Raw genomic sequence first — 19,075 nt, 5'->3', positions numbered from 1 at the left:
ATCGCTCCTTAGATATTCCTGTTATATATCATTCTTAATCCTTCTAAGGTTAATAATGAATTTACAATTTCTATCGTCTTTGATTCCGTAGCAATTAAGCCAGCCAACCCGCCAGTTGCTACGATTCTTGGTTTTTTAGGACTTTGTTTAATCATACGTTCTACAATGGCATCAACTTGTCCAACAAATCCATAAATAATTCCAGATTGCATCGCTGTTATCGTATTTTTTCCAACAATCTCTTTAGGCTTGACTAATTCAATTCTTGGTAATTTTGCTGCTCTTTGATAAAGAGCTTCTGTAGAGATTCCTATACCTGGAGCAATTGCCCCTCCCTGGTAAACCCCATTTTCATCAATATAGTCAAAGGTTGTTGCTGTGCCAAAATCAATGACCACTAAAGGGGTTCCATAAATTTCAATAGCAGCTACCGAATTAACGATACGATCTGCACCTACCTCTGCTGGGTTTTCTATTTGAATTTTAATCCCAGTTTTAATTCCAGGGCCAACAATAATAGGTGTTAGTCTAAAATACTTCTTTACCATTTTTTCTAATGCAAACATTAGTGGTGGTACTACAGATGAAATAATAACACCATGTATATCTGAAAAAAGAAGATGATCATGCTGAAATAATTGTTTGAACAACATTCCGTATTCATCCTCTGTTTTACTACGATCTGTAGCTACTCGCCAATGATGTAATAAATTTTCCTCTTGATAAACACCCAAAACTATATTTGTATTCCCTACGTCGACCACTAGGATCATTTGACGTTCACCTTTTCTATGTAAATTTACTATCTTTTAATCTTACCAACGGTACATATGATTATCAATTAAAAATAAAAAAATAGAGGTTGTTTAAAGTACAACCCCTTAGCTACATTACTTTATGAATAATCCATCAAAAATTAGCCTTTAAAATAATCCTGTAATTTTTCCATTTTCATCAATATCCATATTTAATGCAGCCGGTTTTTTAGGAAGTCCAGGCATTGTCATGATATCTCCTGTTAAGGCAACGATGAAACCTGCCCCTAAAGAAGGCTTTAATTCCCTAATAGTAATTTTAAATTCTGTTGGTCTACCTAACATTGAAGGATCATCTGATAAAGAATATTGGGTTTTTGCCATACAAATAGGCAATTTATCCCAACCATTTTCTTTAAATTGTTCAATTTGTTTTCTGGCTGAGCTAGTAAATTCGATACCATCAGCTCCATACACTTTTTTAGCAATAGATTCGATTTTTACCTCAATAGGATCTTCAATATGATACAATTCCTGATGCTCTTTCCCATTTTTTTCTATAACCTCAATCAATTTTTCAGCTAATTCTATTCCACCTTCTCCACCTTTTGCCCATACTTCTGAAATAGCAACTAGAACTCCTTCTCCTTCAACCAGTTTTTTTAATTCCTGTAATTCATTTTCTGTATCGGTTGGAAACTGATTAATGGAAACGACGTAAGGTAAATCGAAGGCTTGAATCGTCTCCATATGTTTTTGAAGATTTTCGAAACCTCTTTTTAAAGCTTCAACATTTTCTATTTTCAAATCACTTTTTGCTACTCCTCCATGCATTTTTAATGCTCTAACTGTTACCACAATCACAACAGCACTTGGTTTATATTCTCCATATCTTGAAGCAATATGGAAGAATTTCTCTGCGCCCAAGTCTGCTCCAAATCCAGCTTCAGTAATCGTGTAATCTGCAAGTTTTAATGCCATTTTTGTTGCCAATATACTATTTGTCCCATGAGCAATATTCGCAAAGGGACCACCATGTACAAAAGCAGGAGTGTTTTCCAATGTTTGAACGAGGTTTGGTTTAATTGCATCTTTTAATAGTAGTGCCATTGCCCCTTGTGCCCCTAAGTCTGCCACAGTAACTGGTTTTTTATCAAAGGTATAGGCCACCACAATCTTGCTCAGTCTTTCTTTGAGATCCTTTAACCCACTAGATAAACAAAGGATTGCCATTACCTCAGAGGCAACAGTAATATCAAATCCATCTTGTCTTGGCATTCCTTGGATTGGACCACCTAATCCAATCACTATCTGCCTTAAAGCACGATCATTTAAATCAAGAACCCGTTTCCAAATGATTCTTCTTGGGTCAATTTGTAATTCATTCCCTTGTTGAATATGATTATCGATGATCGCAGATAATGCATTATGTGCCGTTGTAATTGCGTGTATATCCCCAGTAAAGTGAAGGTTAATATCTTCCATCGGAACGACTTGTGAGTAACCACCTCCAGCAGCCCCGCCTTTAATCCCCATACTTGGACCTAAAGATGGCTCTCTTAACGCAATAATAGCCTTTTTACCAATTTTATTAAAAGCTTGCCCTAGGCCAACCGTTACTGTCGATTTTCCCTCTCCAGCAGGTGTAGGACTTATGGCAGTAACTAAAACTAATTTCCCATCTTTTTTGTTATGTAAGCGATTTAATAAATCTAGAGAAATTTTGGCTTTGTACTTCCCATATAATTCAATTTCATCTTCTAAGATACCTATTTCTTTTGCTATTTCAAAAATAGGCTTCATTTCTGCCTTTTGGGCGATTTCAATATCTGTTAGAATTGGTTTTTCATTCACTTACAAAATCCCCCTTGGATCAAAATTTATTCGTTTCCCTTAATATTAAACACCATTCCATAATTGTATCATATATAACATTTTTAAAAAGCTCAATCATTTGGCAAAAAAAGGAGCAAAATGGCTCCTTTTTATAGTTAAGCTTTATTCTTCTTTTTTATCTTGATCGATCGTCATTTCGTCTTTAAAGTTTAGTTCTTGATCAGAACGGTTTTCTTTGTGCTGAATTTGAACCTTTACTTGATGATCTATATTTTCATCATCAAGCTTTCCGTTTTCAATTAATTGTTTAATTTGATCAGCATCTAAGGTTTCTTTTACCATCAATGTCTGCGCAACTAGTTCAAGTTCATCTCTATGCTCTTCAAGAACTTGTTTACAACGTTGATAACTTTCCTCAATAAATCTTCTAATTTCAAGATCGATTTCATATGCCACTTTATCACTATAATTCTGCTCGCGATTAAAATCTCTGCCTAGAAATACTTGACCTTGGCCATGCCCAAACTGCATCGGGCCTAACTTTTCACTCATACCAAATTCTGTTACCATTCTACGTGCAATACTTGTTGCCCGTTCAAAGTCATTATGAGCTCCGGTACTTACTTCTCCAAGCACAATCTCCTCAGCTACTCGACCCCCTAACAACCCGGTAATTTTATCAAGTAGTTCAGGTTTGGTCATGAAATAACGATCTTCTTTAGGTAACATCACCGTATATCCCCCAGCACTTCCTCTTGGTACCACAGTTACTTTGTGTACCTGATCAGCGTGCTCAAGATGATATCCAACAATGGTATGACCAGCCTCATGGTAAGCAACGATTTTCTTCTCTTTTTCACTAATCAATCTGCTCTTTTTCTCCGGACCAGCGATTACGCGGTCAATGGCCTCATCTATTTCAAGCATTGTAATTGCTTTAAGATTTTTCCTAGCTGCTAATAGAGCTGCTTCATTAAGAAGGTTTTCTAAATCAGCACCTGTAAACCCTGGAGTTCTTCGAGCAATCACATCTAACTTAATATCATCAGCTAATGGTTTATTCCTAGCATGAACTTTTAATATTTCCTCGCGACCTTTAACATCAGGTCGATCAACAGTAATTTGTCTATCAAAACGCCCTGGTCTTAATAAGGCAGGATCCAATATATCTGGTCGGTTTGTTGCCGCGACGATTATAATTCCCTCATTAGCCCCAAATCCGTCCATTTCTACAAGCAACTGGTTTAATGTTTGTTCCCTTTCATCATGACCACCGCCTAAACCAGCACCACGTTGACGACCAACGGCATCAATTTCGTCAATAAAAATAATACATGGAGAGTTTTTCTTTGCATTCTCGAATAAGTCACGTACACGAGATGCACCTACACCGACGAACATTTCCACAAAGTCAGAACCACTAATACTAAAGAAAGGTACACCTGCTTCACCTGCTACAGCCCTGGCTAATAGCGTCTTCCCTGTTCCTGGTGGCCCAACAAGTAAAACTCCTTTTGGAATTCTTGCGCCTAATGAAGCAAATTTACGCGGATCTTGTAAAAACTCAACCACTTCAACAAGTTCTTGTTTTTCCTCATCAGCGCCAGCTACATCTTTAAAGGTAACTTTTTTCTTCTCTTCATTGTATAAACGGGCTCGGCTTTTACCAAAGTTCATAACTTTGCTACCGCCGCCTTGCACCTGATTTAGTAAGAAAAAGAAAAGAAGAAAGATAAGAACTAAAGGAATAATCGATGTTAGAAAAGTAATCCAAATCGAATCTCTTTTAGGCTCTAAAAAGGTCAATTTATCAACAGGGGCATTGGTAAGATCTGCTAAAAATCCTTCACTAAAGGGTGCATTTGTATAAAACTGCTTTTTACTATCTGCACCGGCTTTATACACACCTTCTATTCGGTAAGTGATTCCATCTGGACGAGCAGTAATCTCGCTATATTTGCCTTCAGCTAATTCAGTTTTAAATTGGGTATAACTGATTTGCTCTGTTGTTGTACCAGGTTTTGTAAAAAAACTAACAATTCCAACTGTCAGTAAGAAAATTAGTAAATAAAATCCGGTATTTCTTACAAAGCGGTTCATCTCTTACCTCCTCTCATGAACACTTTCATTATTTTATCATAAAAGAAAAAGTCCCCACAATAGACATACTTAACGGGAGTACACTTCTGGTTTAAGTACGCCAATATATGGAAAATTACGGTACCTTTCATTATAATCTAAACCATAACCTACCACAAATTCATCAGGGATAACAAACCCACTTAAATCCGGGGTTAATGAGACCTTTCTTCTATGCGGTTTATCTAATAAGGTAACGATTTTTATTGAGTTGATGTTTCTTCTGTTAAAAAGATCAACCAAATAACTTAATGTAAGACCACTATCAATGATGTCTTCAACGATAATAATATCTCTTCCTTCAATTGTTGTATCCAAATCCTTCAAAATACGTACCACACCAGAAGATTCAGTAGAAGCTCCATAACTTGAGACAGCCATAAAATCCATTTCTACATGAATATTCATATGTCTGACTAGATCCGACATAAAAAGCGTCGCCCCTTTGAGCACACAAACCATCAATGGGGTCTTTCCTTCATATTCTTTACTTAAAATAGATCCTAATTCACTGACCTTTTGCTCAATTTCTTCTTTTGTGATTAGTATTTCTTTGATGTCATTTTCCATATCCATCCTCCTATAAAAATTTGGTGATCATTTATAATACCTTATGGTATTTAACATTGTTTATATTATGTATATATAATCAGTCATGTTGTCATGATGATGTATAAAAACTTCTTTGTTTGTTCAGAAATTAAAGCGATATTAGAACGTTTTACACCGGGAATCCAAATGATCTCGCGATCAATTTCTATAATTGGTTGTAAATCACGACTAGATTTTGGGACCTTTTCATCAATAAAAAGATCCTTTACTTTTTTTGTTCCTTGCATTCCAAATACCGTCATTCGATCCCCAGGCATCCGAGAGCGAATGATGATAGGTTCTTTGCTATTTAATTTTTCATAATCAAATACTGCCCATATTCCTTCAAGCTCTAAAAACCGATCAGAAAGAATCGTTTTAAAACGCTTTCCAATGAGAGATAATATAGCCTCCCCAGGAACTTCCATTTCGATATAAAAAGATGGGGTTCCTGTTTTTACTATTTGGGTAGTGAAAACGATCTGATCATAGTTTCGATAAACGCGTATCCCAGGCAAATCTAAAGACTTGGAAGGTTCTTTCTGTCTAATGAGATAAAGAATATCTTCAATATGCTTATAACCAAATTCTTCTGATAAAATCAGATAACTTAATATTAGATGAATCAATCTTCTTTGTAAAGCAATCTCCAATTTTTGTAATAAAATAGTATTTAAAGTATATGAATGAGTATTCTTCTCAATGATACATTTTTCCAAAACTTCTTCTGCTAACTTTTGTACATATTTATCTTCATCTTGAGTAATTTTCCCTAAATGATGTAAATGATTATTGATTTGTTGATTATATTTTTTTAAGTAAGGAATGATTTCTAGTCTGATTTGATTCCGAAAATAATTTGTAGAAAAATTACTCTTATCTGTTCTATAGGGAATAGCAAAAGTATGACTATAATCTTCAATTTCTTGCCTTGTTATATCTAATAGTGGCCGTATAATCTTTAAGCCTTTCCATACACGAACATAAGGAATTCCACCAAGCCCGTGAACGCCTGTCCCTCTAATGATTCTCATCAATACTGTTTCCGCTTGATCATTCAAGTGATGCCCTAAGGCAATCATATCTGCGTTCCGTTTTTGTGCTACTTCATAATAGAATTGATATCTTTTTTCTCTACCAGCTTCTTCAGTTCCCAAACCCGTTTCTTTCATATAATCAGCGATATTCACTGTGCTTATTTCAATAGGAATGTTTCTTTTCTTGCACTGTTCCAAAACAAATTGAGCATCATCATCAGATTCCTTTCCCCTTAATTGATGATTAAGATGAACTGCAACCAAAGGATTAGAAGTGATTTTAGAGAGGGCATCTAATAGGACCATAGAATCTGGTCCTCCAGATAAACCGATAATGATAGGTTTCTCAGTTTCTATCATTTGATAAGCCTCAATTGTTTGTTTAATCTTCCTTAACATTTGCATTGTCATTCCTTCTTAAGATTTGAGAAATAACCCCTGAAAAAATAAGTCCAAAGGCAATTGCTCCCGATATCAACAATGTCTTTGTTGCATATTTAATTGCGATTGAATAATCATTTTCTACAAAATGGCGCATAGTATCATAAGCTAATCCACCTGGTACTAAAGGAATAATTCCCGAAACACTAAACACAGTTACTGGCATCTTGTGATACCTTGCCAATAATTGACTTACTGTAGCAACAAAAAATGCAGCGATCAAGGTAGCAAAAACCATATCAAAATGATATTGTCCTGTTAGCCAAATATAAAGAGCCCATCCTAACATTCCAATGATTCCACCACTAATCATTGACCTCTTAGGAACGTTAAAAATAATACCAAAGGCCATCGTTGCAAAAAAACTTGTATAAAATGTTTCAAAATTCATGTTCACACCATACCCTAATCCACTAAATCATTGCAATAAATACTGCAATTCCAGCTCCGATCGCAAAGGCTGTAAAAAAGGCCTCTGCCCCGCGCGCCAAGCCAGATACTAAATCGCCAGCCATAAGATCTCTAACTGCGTTTGTTATAAGCACTCCTGGTACTAATGGCATAATCGATCCGATAATCACTTTATCTAAATGAATATCCATCCCAAAATAATAAAAAAGATAAGCGATTGCCCCAATGATGAAAGCAGCTAAGATCTCTGCAAAAAATTTAACTTGTACTATACGATGAATATAAATAAAAAGGATGAAACCAATACCGCCTGCAAATAATGCTGGAGTTACATCTTGCCAACCTCCTCCAAACATTAACGAAAAAAAGCACTCGCAACTGAAGCGGCCAATATTTGAAGCCATAATGGATAAAGTGGCTCCTCCTTTTCAACTTCTAACAATTTTTCGTATGCTAAGTCAATCGACATGATTCCTGAGCTGATCTTACGTGAAATATCATTGACCAAAGCAACTTTATTTAAATCAATTAAACGTTCAGAAATACGCATAAATTTAGTTTGGACATCTTCTTTATTTCTACCTTGAATGGTTAGAAATATACCCGTAGGCGTCACATAACTATTTGTTTCATAAACAGAGTAGGCTTTTGCAATGCGATTCATCGTATCCTCAACACGATAAGTTTCCGCGCCACTTGATAACATGATTTTTCCGGCTAATAAACAGACTTCCATAATATCAGCTACATTTTCTTTCACAAAAGGGCTTCCCCCTTACCACAAGTAAATCAATCGTCCAAACATAAGAATAAAAAAGATGATCGATGAAGTAAATAGCCATTCAATCCAATTCCATGGTTTCTTAGTTGTCGTATTCTTAGAGCCACCTAAAAATTTTGAACATTCTTCAATTGCTAAACCAGCTGATGTATAAGTCCCATTTAGAATCTTTATTAAAATAGGTGACAAATTTTTCAAAGCATGAATATTAGGTATTATATCATAAAGTTCATGAAAACTACGATGTGATCGATAAATTTGATAAAATTTCTGTTCACCTAAAGTAAGTTGTAATAAAATCATGACGATAGAAAATAAATCGTAATGTGGGTCAGCCTTTCTAGTCCCTGCCCCCAGCTTCCCCTATCATATATTTCTGTGTATTGCCTAATTCCTTCACCAAACTTTGTTACACCTCCAAAGTCAATCATTGAGAGTTTTCCTAAGTCAGGATCAATTAAAAAATGCTCAGGTTTTAAATCGCCAAATGCCCACCCTTCTTTATGAATCACTTCTAATAATTTAAGCATTTTTATAAATATTTTTAAATAATCCTTCTCACTTTTTCCATAAAAGAAATATTTAATAGAGATACCCTGTACATAAGGCATTACATAAAAAGAATAATGTTCATCATCATCAATAAAATCATCAATGTCAAATACGGAAAACCCAAGGCTTGGACCTTGGGTTTCACTAAGACGCTGTATCACTGTAATTTCATAACCGAGATCAATTGAGATAGGACTTATTTTTAAAGCATATAGTTTTTCAGATGATTGAACCAAATAAACCGTGCCATTTTCCCCTGATCCAAGTGACCGCCTCACAATATACTGTCTACCATTCCATTTACCCTTAATCACCTTACCTGAACGAAAAGTTTCTTTATGGGAACGATTAAACAACATATTCATCAAGCAACCCTTGTTTATGTTTTGATTGATAAAATAGATCAATGCTTTTTAAAATAGCTGATCCAGTAGGTGTATTTCCCTGTGGTACCATTTGATGTAATATGGTATCTACCTTCTTAATATCTTTCGTCCAAGGAATTTTAATATCAAGGAGATCAGGATTGCCTGGAAAGATAACAATCGAAATTGAGCTCTCCCCAGCTCTAGACAATAAACTTAATTGGAAGTCAACGATTGCTTCTTGTACCTTTTCCATTTTTTTTAGCATACTTGCACTTTGGTCAATTAATAATAAAACCTTAAGATGACTATGTTCTGCCATTTCATCCATCATATTTGCAACCTTTAACCTTTGATTAGGGGAGATTTCAACTAAATCATTCTCCCCTAAAATTTGTACGAGTTGTGCGTTAACAACTTGGGTAATTGTTTTGTTCATTGCTTGTCTAGTTACAAATTGAACTGTTTTCTTTACCCTTTCTACAGGAACGATCTGGCTCAGTCCGCCTCCGGCCTTTGCAATCCCTTCAATTTCAAGAGTACCTTGTTTTCCAATTTGACCTCCATCAGTGATCCCTATCACATTTATAATGATTCCCTTTTCATAAGCTTGTCTGGCAGCTTCAATCGGTGAATAGCCTTGGTTCGAACAACCATCTGTAATTAAAGTAATTTGATTGAAAACTAAAGTTTCATTCATTTTGCTCCCCCCTCTTTAATACCATTCATTTCCACAAAGGGGAGCAGTTATACGTAATCACTTAAAACACAATGTTTTCTAATTGACCATTCTTTCCCTTTCAATTTTGGACAGTCCAGGAATTTTTATTGTTGCCCATTCTGGTTGATACTTGTCAATTTTGGAGACAACCACAGTCATATCATCTGTAATTTCCCCTTGCAAATATCGAACTACCTTTTCTAATAATAAGTCGGCAAATTCCTGCGGAAGATCGGATTCAATTTCCTGTATCATTCTTTTCATCCATAACTCCTTATTTGCCGTTCGTTTTGGTGAGTCATAGATGCCGTCTGTCATCATAATCAATAAATCCCCAGGTTGAAGTGCTACTTCGATACTCTCAATGTCAATGTCTTGGATAATGCCTACTGGTAAATTATTAGCAGATATCATGATGACCTCATCACCGCGTTTAATAAAACTAGGCGTCGATCCTACCTTAAGAAACTTGGTTTTTGCATTAAACAAGTCCACAATTGCCAAGTCGACAGTCGAGAAAATTTCCTCTTGAGAACGTAATAGTAATACAGAGTTAATCGTTTTTATTGCAATCGTTTCTTCAATTCCTGATTGTAATAACTGTTTTAACAACTCCAAAGTCGCTTTGCTTTCTGTTCGAGCACGCTCACCATTTCCCATGCCATCACTTAAAGCAACAGCATATTTCCCGTTGCTAACCTCGATTGTACTAAAACTATCACCAGATAACCATTTTCCTCCTTTTGCTGCTCCTGCATATCCTGTATCTACTTCATAGGTTTTTGCAGATCGTAAACACATTTTACATGAGCCGTCTTTCTTGAATTGACATTCCTTGTTATTTACGATGATATTTTCATTGAGCACCTCTGAAATTAATGGAGCAACAATCTTGGTACACTCATCCCTTCCATTACAATTTGGTTGAGTCACTTCTATTTCGACATTACCCTCCTCTAGTCGAATAATATTTACTTGGCGTACAGACAGACCTAACCTTTCTAAGGCTTGATGGATTTGTTGTTCCTGTACACCCAAATCTTTACTGTCTTTTTGTATTTCTTGAGCTAAATCTTTCATCACTTGAGAGACACCGTATAATTGATGGGCGACTAATTGTCTACTTTCTTCTAATTGATTTTTCCAATATAAATGGTCACTATAACTATCATAAACATCCATTAAATGAAAAGAGATTTGATTCGATTTTACACAATGGTTCGCCCACTCACTGGGAATATCCTTTTTCGTTATTTTTCCTTTTGTTTCGATGATTGTCATCAATTCCGTCATGATTCGATAAGTTTTAAAAAATTCCTCATTCCAACATTTATTTCTTTTCCAACAAGTTTGACAATGTTTTTCCGCCACCTGGCTCATAAAGTGGTCAATTTGTTCACTTTGATCAATCCTCATAGGCGCTGAGATTTCTTTAAAACTATTTGCTAATTGGGTAAACATATTTGCAAACTGATCGATCTTCCCTGAAGTAACTGATCTTATTTTTGAAACATACTCTTGATAATGAAGATGGTATTCACTTGTACCAGGAATAAATGTAGCGATTTGCTTGATCAATGACTTAGGGGTTAAAACAAAGAAAACTAAAGCAATCATTGATTCAGCAAAAGAAATCCAAATCTCGTTTTGGTCTCCTAAATAAATGGATAAAATCGTTGTACCGATCACTAAACCGAATGCAACACCTAATTTATTTGCTTGTTTTAATAAACCTGCTAAAAGTCCTGAGAAAGCTAACAAACTAATTTGATAAACAGCATTTGTGTTAGACAAACTTAAGATCAATCCGGTAACAACACCAACAGATGAACCAATCGCACCACCACCAACAAAAGCAAATATTAAAATCAGATAGCGAGAGATGATATGCTCAATGGAATAATCCTGAATAGTCCAACCTACAGTTCCAGTCATCGTCGAAGCTAAAAGAATAATTAACCCAATAATCTCTTCTTGATTTAAAGAGACTTGATCCTTTTGGTAGATAAGAATAGGCAAAGATTGGGCGAAGATTAAGGTTAAGATAAACCCTAAGGCTGTTTCGATCCCAGCCATTACCCAAGGATAGATTTCATTAACTTGTTGATAAAAAAGGTTTGTCCCTTGGGGAATGGCCATAGAGAGCGAAACAAGAAATGGAGCATAGGATAAGTCTGCTTTGTTTTTTGTAACTAACCATTTTTGAACAAAGAAATAGATCACCATACCCGAAAAGATAATAGCTGAATGACGGCTATCTGTAAGATTTGTACCAAATAAGATGGCTAAACTAATATATAATAACTTCTCTTTTTTCAAATGATACATTAAAGCGAAGAAAGGAATGGCAAAGGGAGACATATCATTCAGAATAACCGCTCTACCTAATAAAAAACCCATTACCAAATAACCGAATTCCCATCTTTTAAAAAGGAGATAAAAAAAACCCATTACTTTTTGGTGCAACAGATCACATATTTGATTTAAATACGTAGAAACTGTCTCTGATTGAACCAATAAACCATTCTTTAAAATAAATTTTTTAAACATAAAAAATAACACCACCCGATTTCCTATTGTGTCATTTATTATAAACAGAAAGGTAAACAAAATTTGTCAAAACAAGGAGACAGCTTTTAAAAAAATTACGACAAAATCTACCTAACCGACAAGGGTTTATACAAACTTAAGGGGTTTAAGAACAAATGCTCCCGCAAATATCTGTCGATTTACTTAGAATAGGTACCATTTCCGACAAAACTTCCTAAAATATTTTTTCATAAAAGCATAAGATGGAAATGGAAGAAAGTTATACTTTCTTAATCTTTAAAAAAAAACACGCCTAAGCGTGGTTTATGTAAGTATTAAAATGGTGGACGATGACGGGATCGAACCGCCGACCCCCTGCTTGTAAGGCAGGTGCTCTCCCAGCTGAGCTAATCGTCCAAATACAGATTTCAGATGCCGGAAGTCGGATGTCAGATTGAATGTTTTTCTTCGAAGTCCTTTCTTTCTCTCTGACCTCTGATCTCTTACCTCTGTCTTCTTCTTGTGGTGACCCGTAGGGGATTCGAACCCCTGTTACCGCCGTGAAAGGGCGGTGTCTTAACCACTTGACCAACGGGCCAGTATGGTAGCGGCGGAGGGAATCGAACCCCCGACCTCACGGGTATGAACCGTACGCTCTAGCCAGCTGAGCCACGCCGCCATATATAATAAATGATCCCATTATGGATCAACGTAGTACAAATGGTTTAATTGGTTGTACCACAGGCACTCCGATTTCATTTGATCAAGGATGCCAATCGACGTAGTACAAATGGTTTAATTGGTTGCGGGGACAGGACTTGAACCTGCGACCTTCGGGTTATGAGCCCGACGAGCTACCAACTGCTCCACCCCGCGTCAGTCACAATATTTATTATATAATAACTTTGAAAAGGAAGTCAACTGTCTTTTTCAAAAACATACTTTTTTATGAAGGGAATCATTATCACTGGCAGGAAATAATTATACTTTGTGACCAAATAGCCACAAAGTATAATACCGCATATATAATTTAACCGCGACGGGCGCCACGACCCCCTCGTTTAGAATCGGTGCTTTTGCGTAATGTAGAAAGTCGTTCTTCACTATCTTTTAAGAACTTGTTCAACTTGTCATCAAAACTTTCATTTGATTGACGACGTGTAGATTTTTGTGGTCTTTCTTTCGGTGTATGTTCTACTGGTTTTTCCTGTGCTTTCTTTAAAGAAAGTCCGATCTTTCCATCCTTTTCGACATTAATCACCTTAACCGTAATCATGTCATTTACTTTTAAAAATTCATTTACATCCTTTACATAACTATCAGCAATTTCGGAAATATGAATTAAACCGGTTTCACCACTTGGCAGCTCAATAAACGCACCGAAATGGGTAATTCCTGTTACTTTCCCTTTAACTTTGCTGCCTATTTCAATTGACATGTATTAAAACTTCCTCCTTAAAGAATAAAGAATAAAGAATAGACTAATGAGATTATAACTGATGCTCAGAAAACATGTCAATAATGATCGTTTACCAATCTATTCCTCAGGGGTAATAATAATAAACTCTCCAGGCTTAGATAAAAAGTAATATTTTCGTGCCATCTCTGCTATGTATTCCTTGTTTTGCAAAAGCATTACTTTCTTTTCTAATTCCCTTTTTGTTTCAGCCACTTGTTGCTCTTGTTTCTGCAATTCCACTAGTTTAGCTTTTTTTACTTTAATATCTTTCCACTGATGGTAGCCGGTAAACCCCGCCCAAGCTATAAAAGTCATTAAAAGAAGAATAATTGCATGTATTCTTTTTCTACTCGCATGATTGATTTGGTTTTTTTTTGACATGACAGTTATCCTCCATTAAAAATTAGGCTAATTCTTCTTACGCATAAATAGTTTCTTCAAAAAGGAGGAAAATCCTGCTTTTTGCTTAACTCTAGTTGAAAGCTTTTGTATAAACTTCAAGATAGGTATAAACATTGCAAAAAGAAAGGTAAGTATTGAAATAAACAACTTATAAATTAAAATGACTGGTTTAATCACAAGAATATTGATTGCATGAATCACCAAGACCCATATGGTTTTGATTAGATGATACAACTTACTCCAAAATTTTAAAATGATCTTACTTATTGTAATATAATAGAACCATAAACCGATTATAAATGTTAATAATATTGATAAACGAAGTTGTCCATCATTACTCCATAATAACAAACGAAAGATGAAAAGAGCAGAAAAAACACCAAAACTTACATCAAAAATAAAGACGATCCACTGAGGTAGATCTATTTCCTTTTTTAGCACCCGATAGCTATCAAAGATCATTCCAACAAAAAATCCACTACCTATCATTAAAATTGTTGTGATAAATTGCTCGTTTAGTGTCACTTAAACAACTTGCCAAAGAATCCTTTAGCCTTCTCCGAAGAGTATCCATCGTTTAAATATCCCATCTCATAGACTAAACCTTCAATTGCAACAAATCCCTGTTCTAAATTTAGATTTTTAATATGTAAATTTTGCCCACGAATATGCAAGTATCCGAATTCCGTATTTAATAAAAACTCTTCACTATCGAAGCTCTCTACATCCTTTACACCTGTAACTTGCATGACTTCTCTATCTACAACCATCACTTCATGTTTAAGCCCTTTTCTTGATCTATCCTCCATTTTATCAACCCCCTTTTACTACATCTTATGGCTTGGCAAAATTTTTAGAACAAAAAAAGAAGGCTGATTATAAACCTTCTTGTTCTGTAATCTTTTCTTCTTTTATCACTGTATACATCTCTAAAGCTTCTTCCTTCTTTGAGGTCTCCACACATTTGTTTACCTGAACTGTTAACTTCTTTTGGCCAAATCGAATAGAGAGCAGATCTCCCTCATTCACATTTGAGCTAGCTTTAGCAACCTGTCCATTAATTTCAATACGACCTTGATCAGAGACTTCCTTAGCGATTGTCCTACGTTTAATCAACCTTGAAACTTTTAGAAATTTATCTAATCTCATTTAATCAACCTCTCTAACTATACTTTTTTAGCTTCTTCCCAATATTGATCCATGATTTCTAATGAAGCATGTTCGATCGGAATTCCTTTTTCTTTTAATTTTTGTTCGATATAGAAAAATCTTTTCATGAATTTTCGATTTGTTTTTTCTAGCGCTTCTTCTGGATCTATCTTCATAAATCTAGCTAGATTAACAACCGCAAACATTACATCCCCTAATTCATCCTTTGCCGATTCACCATTTGCCTCTTTAAGTTCATCAATTTCTTCAGCAATTTTTTGATAAACTTGTTCAATCGTTGGCCAATCGAAGCCAACACTAGCCGCCTTTTTTTGTAACTTGTAGGCACGTAAGATCGCCGGTAAATCTTTTGGAATACCCTGTAAGATAGAGGAATGGATCACACCCTGTTTTTCCTTTTCCTGCTCCTTTATCTTATTCCAACGTTTAAGAACCTCTTCTGCCTTTTCTGCTTTCTCATCTCCAAATACGTGAGGATGTCTTCTTACAAGCTTCTGATTTAATTGCATAATCACATCATAGATATTAAAATATCCTTCATCATCCCCTATTTGTGCGTGAAGCATCACCTGCAATAGAACATCTCCTAATTCTTCAATCATATGATCCATATCTAATTCATCAATCGTCTCTAAAAGTTCATAAGCCTCTTCAATGAGATACTTCCTAATCGATTGATGTGTCTGTTCTTTATCCCAAGGACAGCCATTTGGCCCCTTAACGTTTGGACAATCTCAACTAACCTAGAAAATGTTTTTTGTTGAACCTGTTCATCCTCTGTCATTGGAACAAAAACTGAACTTAGATGATGAAAATCTTCTGGTTTGTGATCCAATTCGTAGAGGGAAATTGGTTTGATAATCTCTTTACTACCCATTCCTAGATTGCTAACAATCCAGATTGTCATCTCCTCAGGATAAAGTTCCAATAAAGTTAATTTTACATCGGATGCAACAAATTGGTTATAAACTTGGCCAATCACAATATTTTTAGAGGGATCTAAATCATTTCTAGTGATGGTTTCGCCGTTTAAAAAGATAAAGCCATCTATTGGGTCAATATGTAAACTTGAAAATAGGGTGTCTAAAAAACTTTCTCCCCCCTTTACTTCAATTTCGATTCCCTTTGCCTTTCCTAGTTCTAATAAATATTGTACACTTTTCTCTGCAACCATTGGATGTCCAGGAACAGCATAAACAATCGAATCCACCCTTTTTACCTCTTCTAATAAATGTGTTGCTATTTTTTGATAAACCTGGTCATATTCCTGATTTGTATCATAAAGATCATCAAACGTTTTATAATTAATTCCCTCTTGATCCAGAAAAGAAACGACTGGATGAATTTTCGTCCTTAAATAAAGATGATCACTACTCTTTAATAATTTGTAGGTCCCTAGAGACAACTGTTCTTCATTCCCAGAACCCAGTCCTATAATGATTATTTTCTCATTCATAAAAGAGACTCCTTTAATCTTTTAATATTCTCAATCGCTCCGTAAAAGTAATTAGTTTCTTTCCTACCTTAGGAGTGTTGATTAAATCCTTTTTAGTAATCGCTCCAAAAATAAAGAGGCTAAAGGCAAAGACAATGATACCTAAACTTACAGAAACGATAGAAACGACCGCCATCAACAACCGTTCTTTGGGGATAAAAGGAGATATCGCTAACTCTAAAAATTCCTTTGCTATCCATACGATTGCCCCCATCATCAAAGTTGCTATGGTTGGTTTTACAAAGAAATTCAAGAAACCAATTTTGATACCTGTATATTGATTTACAGCAATTAGATTTAAAAACGTCGCAACCGCATATGCACTAACAGTGGCCAAAGCTGCGCCGTCGATACCAAAGGTACGAATGAGAATGAGGTTAAGCACTAATTTAATGATTACACCAATAAAAAGATTTCTTGCTGGTAAGATCACTTGCCCAATTCCTTGTAATATACCTGAAGAAGTAATTCCTAAGGTTGAAAACATGGATGTGAAGGCTAAAATAGCTAATGTTTTGGTCCCTACATTGTTTTCATAAAGTAAAATATTTGCCGGTTCAGCAATCACGGCAAGTCCAACAGAAGCTGGAAGACCAATAAGTAAGGTTAGTCTTAAAGCCAAATCGGTACGTTCTTGAATCAATTGATGATTCTTTCTTGCTGACGCTTCAGATATAGAAGGAACCAATGCTAAAGATAAAGATGTTGCAAAAAACGCTGTAAACTGGACCAAGGGTTGACCTCTTGTATAGATCCCAAACCAATATTCTGATTGGTTTTTTTCAAATCCTAATGCTTGAAGTAAGTTAGAAACAGAAAAGGAATCAACGACACCAAATAAAGGCAAGATTAATGATCCTAAAGCGATAGGAATGGAATAATATAATATCTTTTTTATAATTCCAACTACTGGTTGTTGGCTAAATTGCTGGATTTCAACTTGCCCATGAGATAAAAAGATCTCGTCCGTCATACGATTCGTCTTTTTCCAAAATAATAATAGAACAGCAAAGGCAAAGATGGCCCCAGAAAATGCTCCAAAAACAGCCCCTGCACCTGCATAATAGACCCCATAGTCATTCTTTATAAACCAATAGGATAAGACTAAGATTGTGATCACTCGAACGATTTGTTCAACAATTTGTGAATAAGCAGTAGGTACCATATATTGATGACCCTGATAATAGCCTCTAATGGCTGCCATTAAAGGAACAATTAAAAGGGCAAAGGAGACACTTTTTATCGCAATAGAAAGCTGTTGATTTCCCATTAAGACAGCTAATAAGTCGGATCCGAAATAAAGAATAATAAAAAAGAGAATACCAGTCATACTAAGAATATATGCTGAAATCCTAAAAATACGTTTTGCTCCTCGCTTGTCCCCTAACGCTAAACGTTCAGAAACCATTTTTGAGATGGCAATAGGAAAACCAGCCGTTGCAATAATCAATAACATACTATAGATCGGATAAACTTTATTATAAACTGCTAATCCTACATCTCCAGTAATATTTTGATAAGGGATTCGATAAACTGCACCTAATAGTTTGGATATAAGTGCAGCTATACCTAATATGGCAGCCCCTTTGATAAATGATTGCCCCTTAGAATGCATCTTTCTCTCTCCTCATAAACTATAAAATGTCTAAATTATTATAACACAAGCTGTTTTATTCACCCATTAAAATTGAAGAAGCAGGCGATGCCTGCTTCAATACCTACTTCATATTTGATCATTGTTCCATCTGTTTTGCTAAAAATGACGCAGCTGTTTCCACCATTTTGATTTCCAATGTACCCATTTTAGTGTCATCTTTAGCAATCAAAATGACTGCTCCTATCGGGTCACCACTAGCGACAATAGGTGCTATGACATAAGAAGTATAGCTTTCGAGGGAATCCTTTACTATACTAACTTCTCCAGAGTTCGTTTCCACTAAGGTTTTGCGTTGCTCCATACTTTCTTCCACAATTTTCCCAATAGATTTCTCCATATAATCTTTTTTGCTAACACCGGCTACTGCAATGATCGTATCCCGATCTGAAATTAAGACAACGTGGTTTAAATTTTCGTATAAGGAATCAGCAAGTTCCTTTGCAAAGTCCCCAAGTTCGCCAATTGGCGAATATTTCTTTAATATCACTTCTCCATCTCGATCAACAAAAATTTCTAATGGATCCCCTTCACGGATTCTTAGGGTTCTTCTAATTTCCTTTGGGATAACAACCCTTCCTAAGTCATCAATTCGTCGAACAATACCTGTTGCTTTCATTCTTGATGCCTCACTTTCTTGTATATAGTAACAAAGTTGAACAATTATTGAATATCTATAATATTTTTCTTCCGTTCTTGTCCATAGTATTCTTCTGTTACCAAATTATTATACAAGT

Annotated in this window: 17 protein-coding genes, 4 tRNA genes and 2 pseudogenes; all 23 read right to left on the bottom strand. The window is 35.5% G+C overall.

All coding sequences use genetic code 11. The features are described from left to right. Window positions 1-8: 8 nt before the first annotated feature. Window positions 9-773 carry a type III pantothenate kinase gene (locus U473_RS13065; RefSeq protein ID WP_068727107.1) on the bottom strand — a complete coding sequence of 255 codons (765 nt, stop codon included), beginning with the start codon at window positions 771-773 and terminating at the stop codon, window positions 9-11. Window positions 774-923: 150 nt separating this feature from the next. After that, complete coding sequence (locus tag U473_RS13060) at window positions 924-2,558, bottom strand: formate--tetrahydrofolate ligase (RefSeq protein ID WP_068727706.1); 1,635 nt, start codon at window positions 2,556-2,558, stop codon at window positions 924-926. Between the two features lie 195 nt (window positions 2,559-2,753). Further along, window positions 2,754-4,691: an ATP-dependent zinc metalloprotease FtsH gene (gene ftsH / locus U473_RS13055; RefSeq protein ID WP_068727104.1), complete on the bottom strand. Its 1,938-nt coding sequence runs from the start codon at window positions 4,689-4,691 to the stop codon at window positions 2,754-2,756. Window positions 4,692-4,760: 69 nt separating this feature from the next. Continuing rightward, the gene (gene hpt, locus U473_RS13050; protein ID WP_068727102.1) at window positions 4,761-5,300 is read right to left on the bottom strand and encodes a hypoxanthine phosphoribosyltransferase; all 540 of its coding nucleotides are present in this window, start codon (window positions 5,298-5,300) and stop codon (window positions 4,761-4,763) included. A gap of 83 nt (window positions 5,301-5,383) precedes the next feature. Then, window positions 5,384-6,763 carry a tRNA lysidine(34) synthetase TilS gene (gene tilS / locus U473_RS13045; RefSeq protein WP_068727099.1) on the bottom strand — a complete coding sequence of 460 codons (1,380 nt, stop codon included), beginning with the start codon at window positions 6,761-6,763 and terminating at the stop codon, window positions 5,384-5,386. Further along, a complete protein-coding gene (locus U473_RS13040) occupies window positions 6,741-7,190 on the bottom strand; it encodes a threonine/serine exporter family protein (protein ID WP_068727097.1) in 450 nt (149 codons plus the stop codon). Before U473_RS13040 ends, tilS begins: the two co-directional genes overlap by 23 nt. A 22-nt stretch (window positions 7,191-7,212) precedes the next feature. Next, window positions 7,213-7,946, bottom strand: a pseudogene (locus U473_RS13035) (threonine/serine exporter family protein). A gap of 39 nt (window positions 7,947-7,985) precedes the next feature. Beyond that, the gene (locus tag U473_RS13030; RefSeq protein ID WP_068727095.1) at window positions 7,986-8,294 is read right to left on the bottom strand and encodes a hypothetical protein; all 309 of its coding nucleotides are present in this window, start codon (window positions 8,292-8,294) and stop codon (window positions 7,986-7,988) included. Next, complete coding sequence (locus U473_RS13025) at window positions 8,291-8,908, bottom strand: protein kinase domain-containing protein (protein WP_068727092.1); 618 nt, start codon at window positions 8,906-8,908, stop codon at window positions 8,291-8,293. The genes U473_RS13030 and U473_RS13025 overlap by 4 nt, the downstream gene beginning before the upstream one ends. Beyond that, entirely contained in the window at window positions 8,892-9,608 is a 717-nt protein-coding gene (locus tag U473_RS13020; RefSeq protein ID WP_068727089.1) for a vWA domain-containing protein, read from the bottom strand. The genes U473_RS13025 and U473_RS13020 overlap by 17 nt, the downstream gene beginning before the upstream one ends. Before the next feature lie 78 nt (window positions 9,609-9,686). Then, entirely contained in the window at window positions 9,687-12,179 is a 2,493-nt protein-coding gene (gene spoIIE, locus U473_RS13015) for a stage II sporulation protein E (protein WP_068727087.1), read from the bottom strand. 320 nt (window positions 12,180-12,499) lie between these two features. Then, a tRNA-Val gene (locus U473_RS13010) sits at window positions 12,500-12,575 on the bottom strand. Window positions 12,576-12,681: 106 nt separating this feature from the next. After that, window positions 12,682-12,756, bottom strand: a tRNA-Glu gene (locus tag U473_RS13005). A gap of 4 nt (window positions 12,757-12,760) precedes the next feature. After that, window positions 12,761-12,837 (bottom strand) — tRNA-Met (locus U473_RS13000). Between the two features lie 121 nt (window positions 12,838-12,958). Further along, window positions 12,959-13,034, bottom strand: a tRNA-Met gene (locus U473_RS12995). Between the two features lie 154 nt (window positions 13,035-13,188). Beyond that, window positions 13,189-13,596, bottom strand: coding sequence for a S1 domain-containing RNA-binding protein (locus U473_RS12990; protein WP_068727085.1), 408 nt, complete (start codon window positions 13,594-13,596; stop codon window positions 13,189-13,191). A gap of 99 nt (window positions 13,597-13,695) precedes the next feature. Beyond that, window positions 13,696-13,998 (bottom strand): FtsB family cell division protein, encoded by a 303-nt coding sequence (locus U473_RS12985; protein ID WP_068727084.1) that lies wholly within the window; start codon window positions 13,996-13,998, stop codon window positions 13,696-13,698. Window positions 13,999-14,025: 27 nt separating this feature from the next. Continuing rightward, a complete protein-coding gene (gene yabQ, locus U473_RS12980; protein ID WP_068727081.1) occupies window positions 14,026-14,544 on the bottom strand; it encodes a spore cortex biosynthesis protein YabQ in 519 nt (172 codons plus the stop codon). Beyond that, on the bottom strand, window positions 14,541-14,828 hold the full coding sequence (gene yabP, locus U473_RS12975; protein ID WP_068727079.1) for a sporulation protein YabP: 288 nt from the start codon (window positions 14,826-14,828) through the stop codon (window positions 14,541-14,543). Before yabP ends, yabQ begins: the two co-directional genes overlap by 4 nt. A 67-nt stretch (window positions 14,829-14,895) precedes the next feature. After that, window positions 14,896-15,168 (bottom strand): RNA-binding S4 domain-containing protein, encoded by a 273-nt coding sequence (locus U473_RS12970; protein ID WP_068727075.1) that lies wholly within the window; start codon window positions 15,166-15,168, stop codon window positions 14,896-14,898. 17 nt (window positions 15,169-15,185) lie between these two features. Beyond that, window positions 15,186-16,645, bottom strand: a pseudogene (gene yabN, locus U473_RS12965) (bifunctional methyltransferase/pyrophosphohydrolase YabN). 13 nt (window positions 16,646-16,658) lie between these two features. Further along, entirely contained in the window at window positions 16,659-18,299 is a 1,641-nt protein-coding gene (locus tag U473_RS12960) for a putative polysaccharide biosynthesis protein (protein WP_068727073.1), read from the bottom strand. A 118-nt stretch (window positions 18,300-18,417) separates the two neighbouring features. Continuing rightward, window positions 18,418-18,957 carry a stage V sporulation protein T gene (gene spoVT, locus U473_RS12955; protein ID WP_068727070.1) on the bottom strand — a complete coding sequence of 180 codons (540 nt, stop codon included), beginning with the start codon at window positions 18,955-18,957 and terminating at the stop codon, window positions 18,418-18,420. Between the last annotated feature and the right edge of the window lie 118 nt (window positions 18,958-19,075).

The sequence above is a fragment of the Tepidibacillus decaturensis genome (assembly GCF_001561915.1).
GTDB lineage: Bacteria > Bacillota > Bacilli > Tepidibacillales > Tepidibacillaceae > Tepidibacillus_B > Tepidibacillus_B infernus.
Note: the sequence above shows the minus strand (reverse complement) of the source record. Positions and strands in the feature narration are given on the sequence as shown.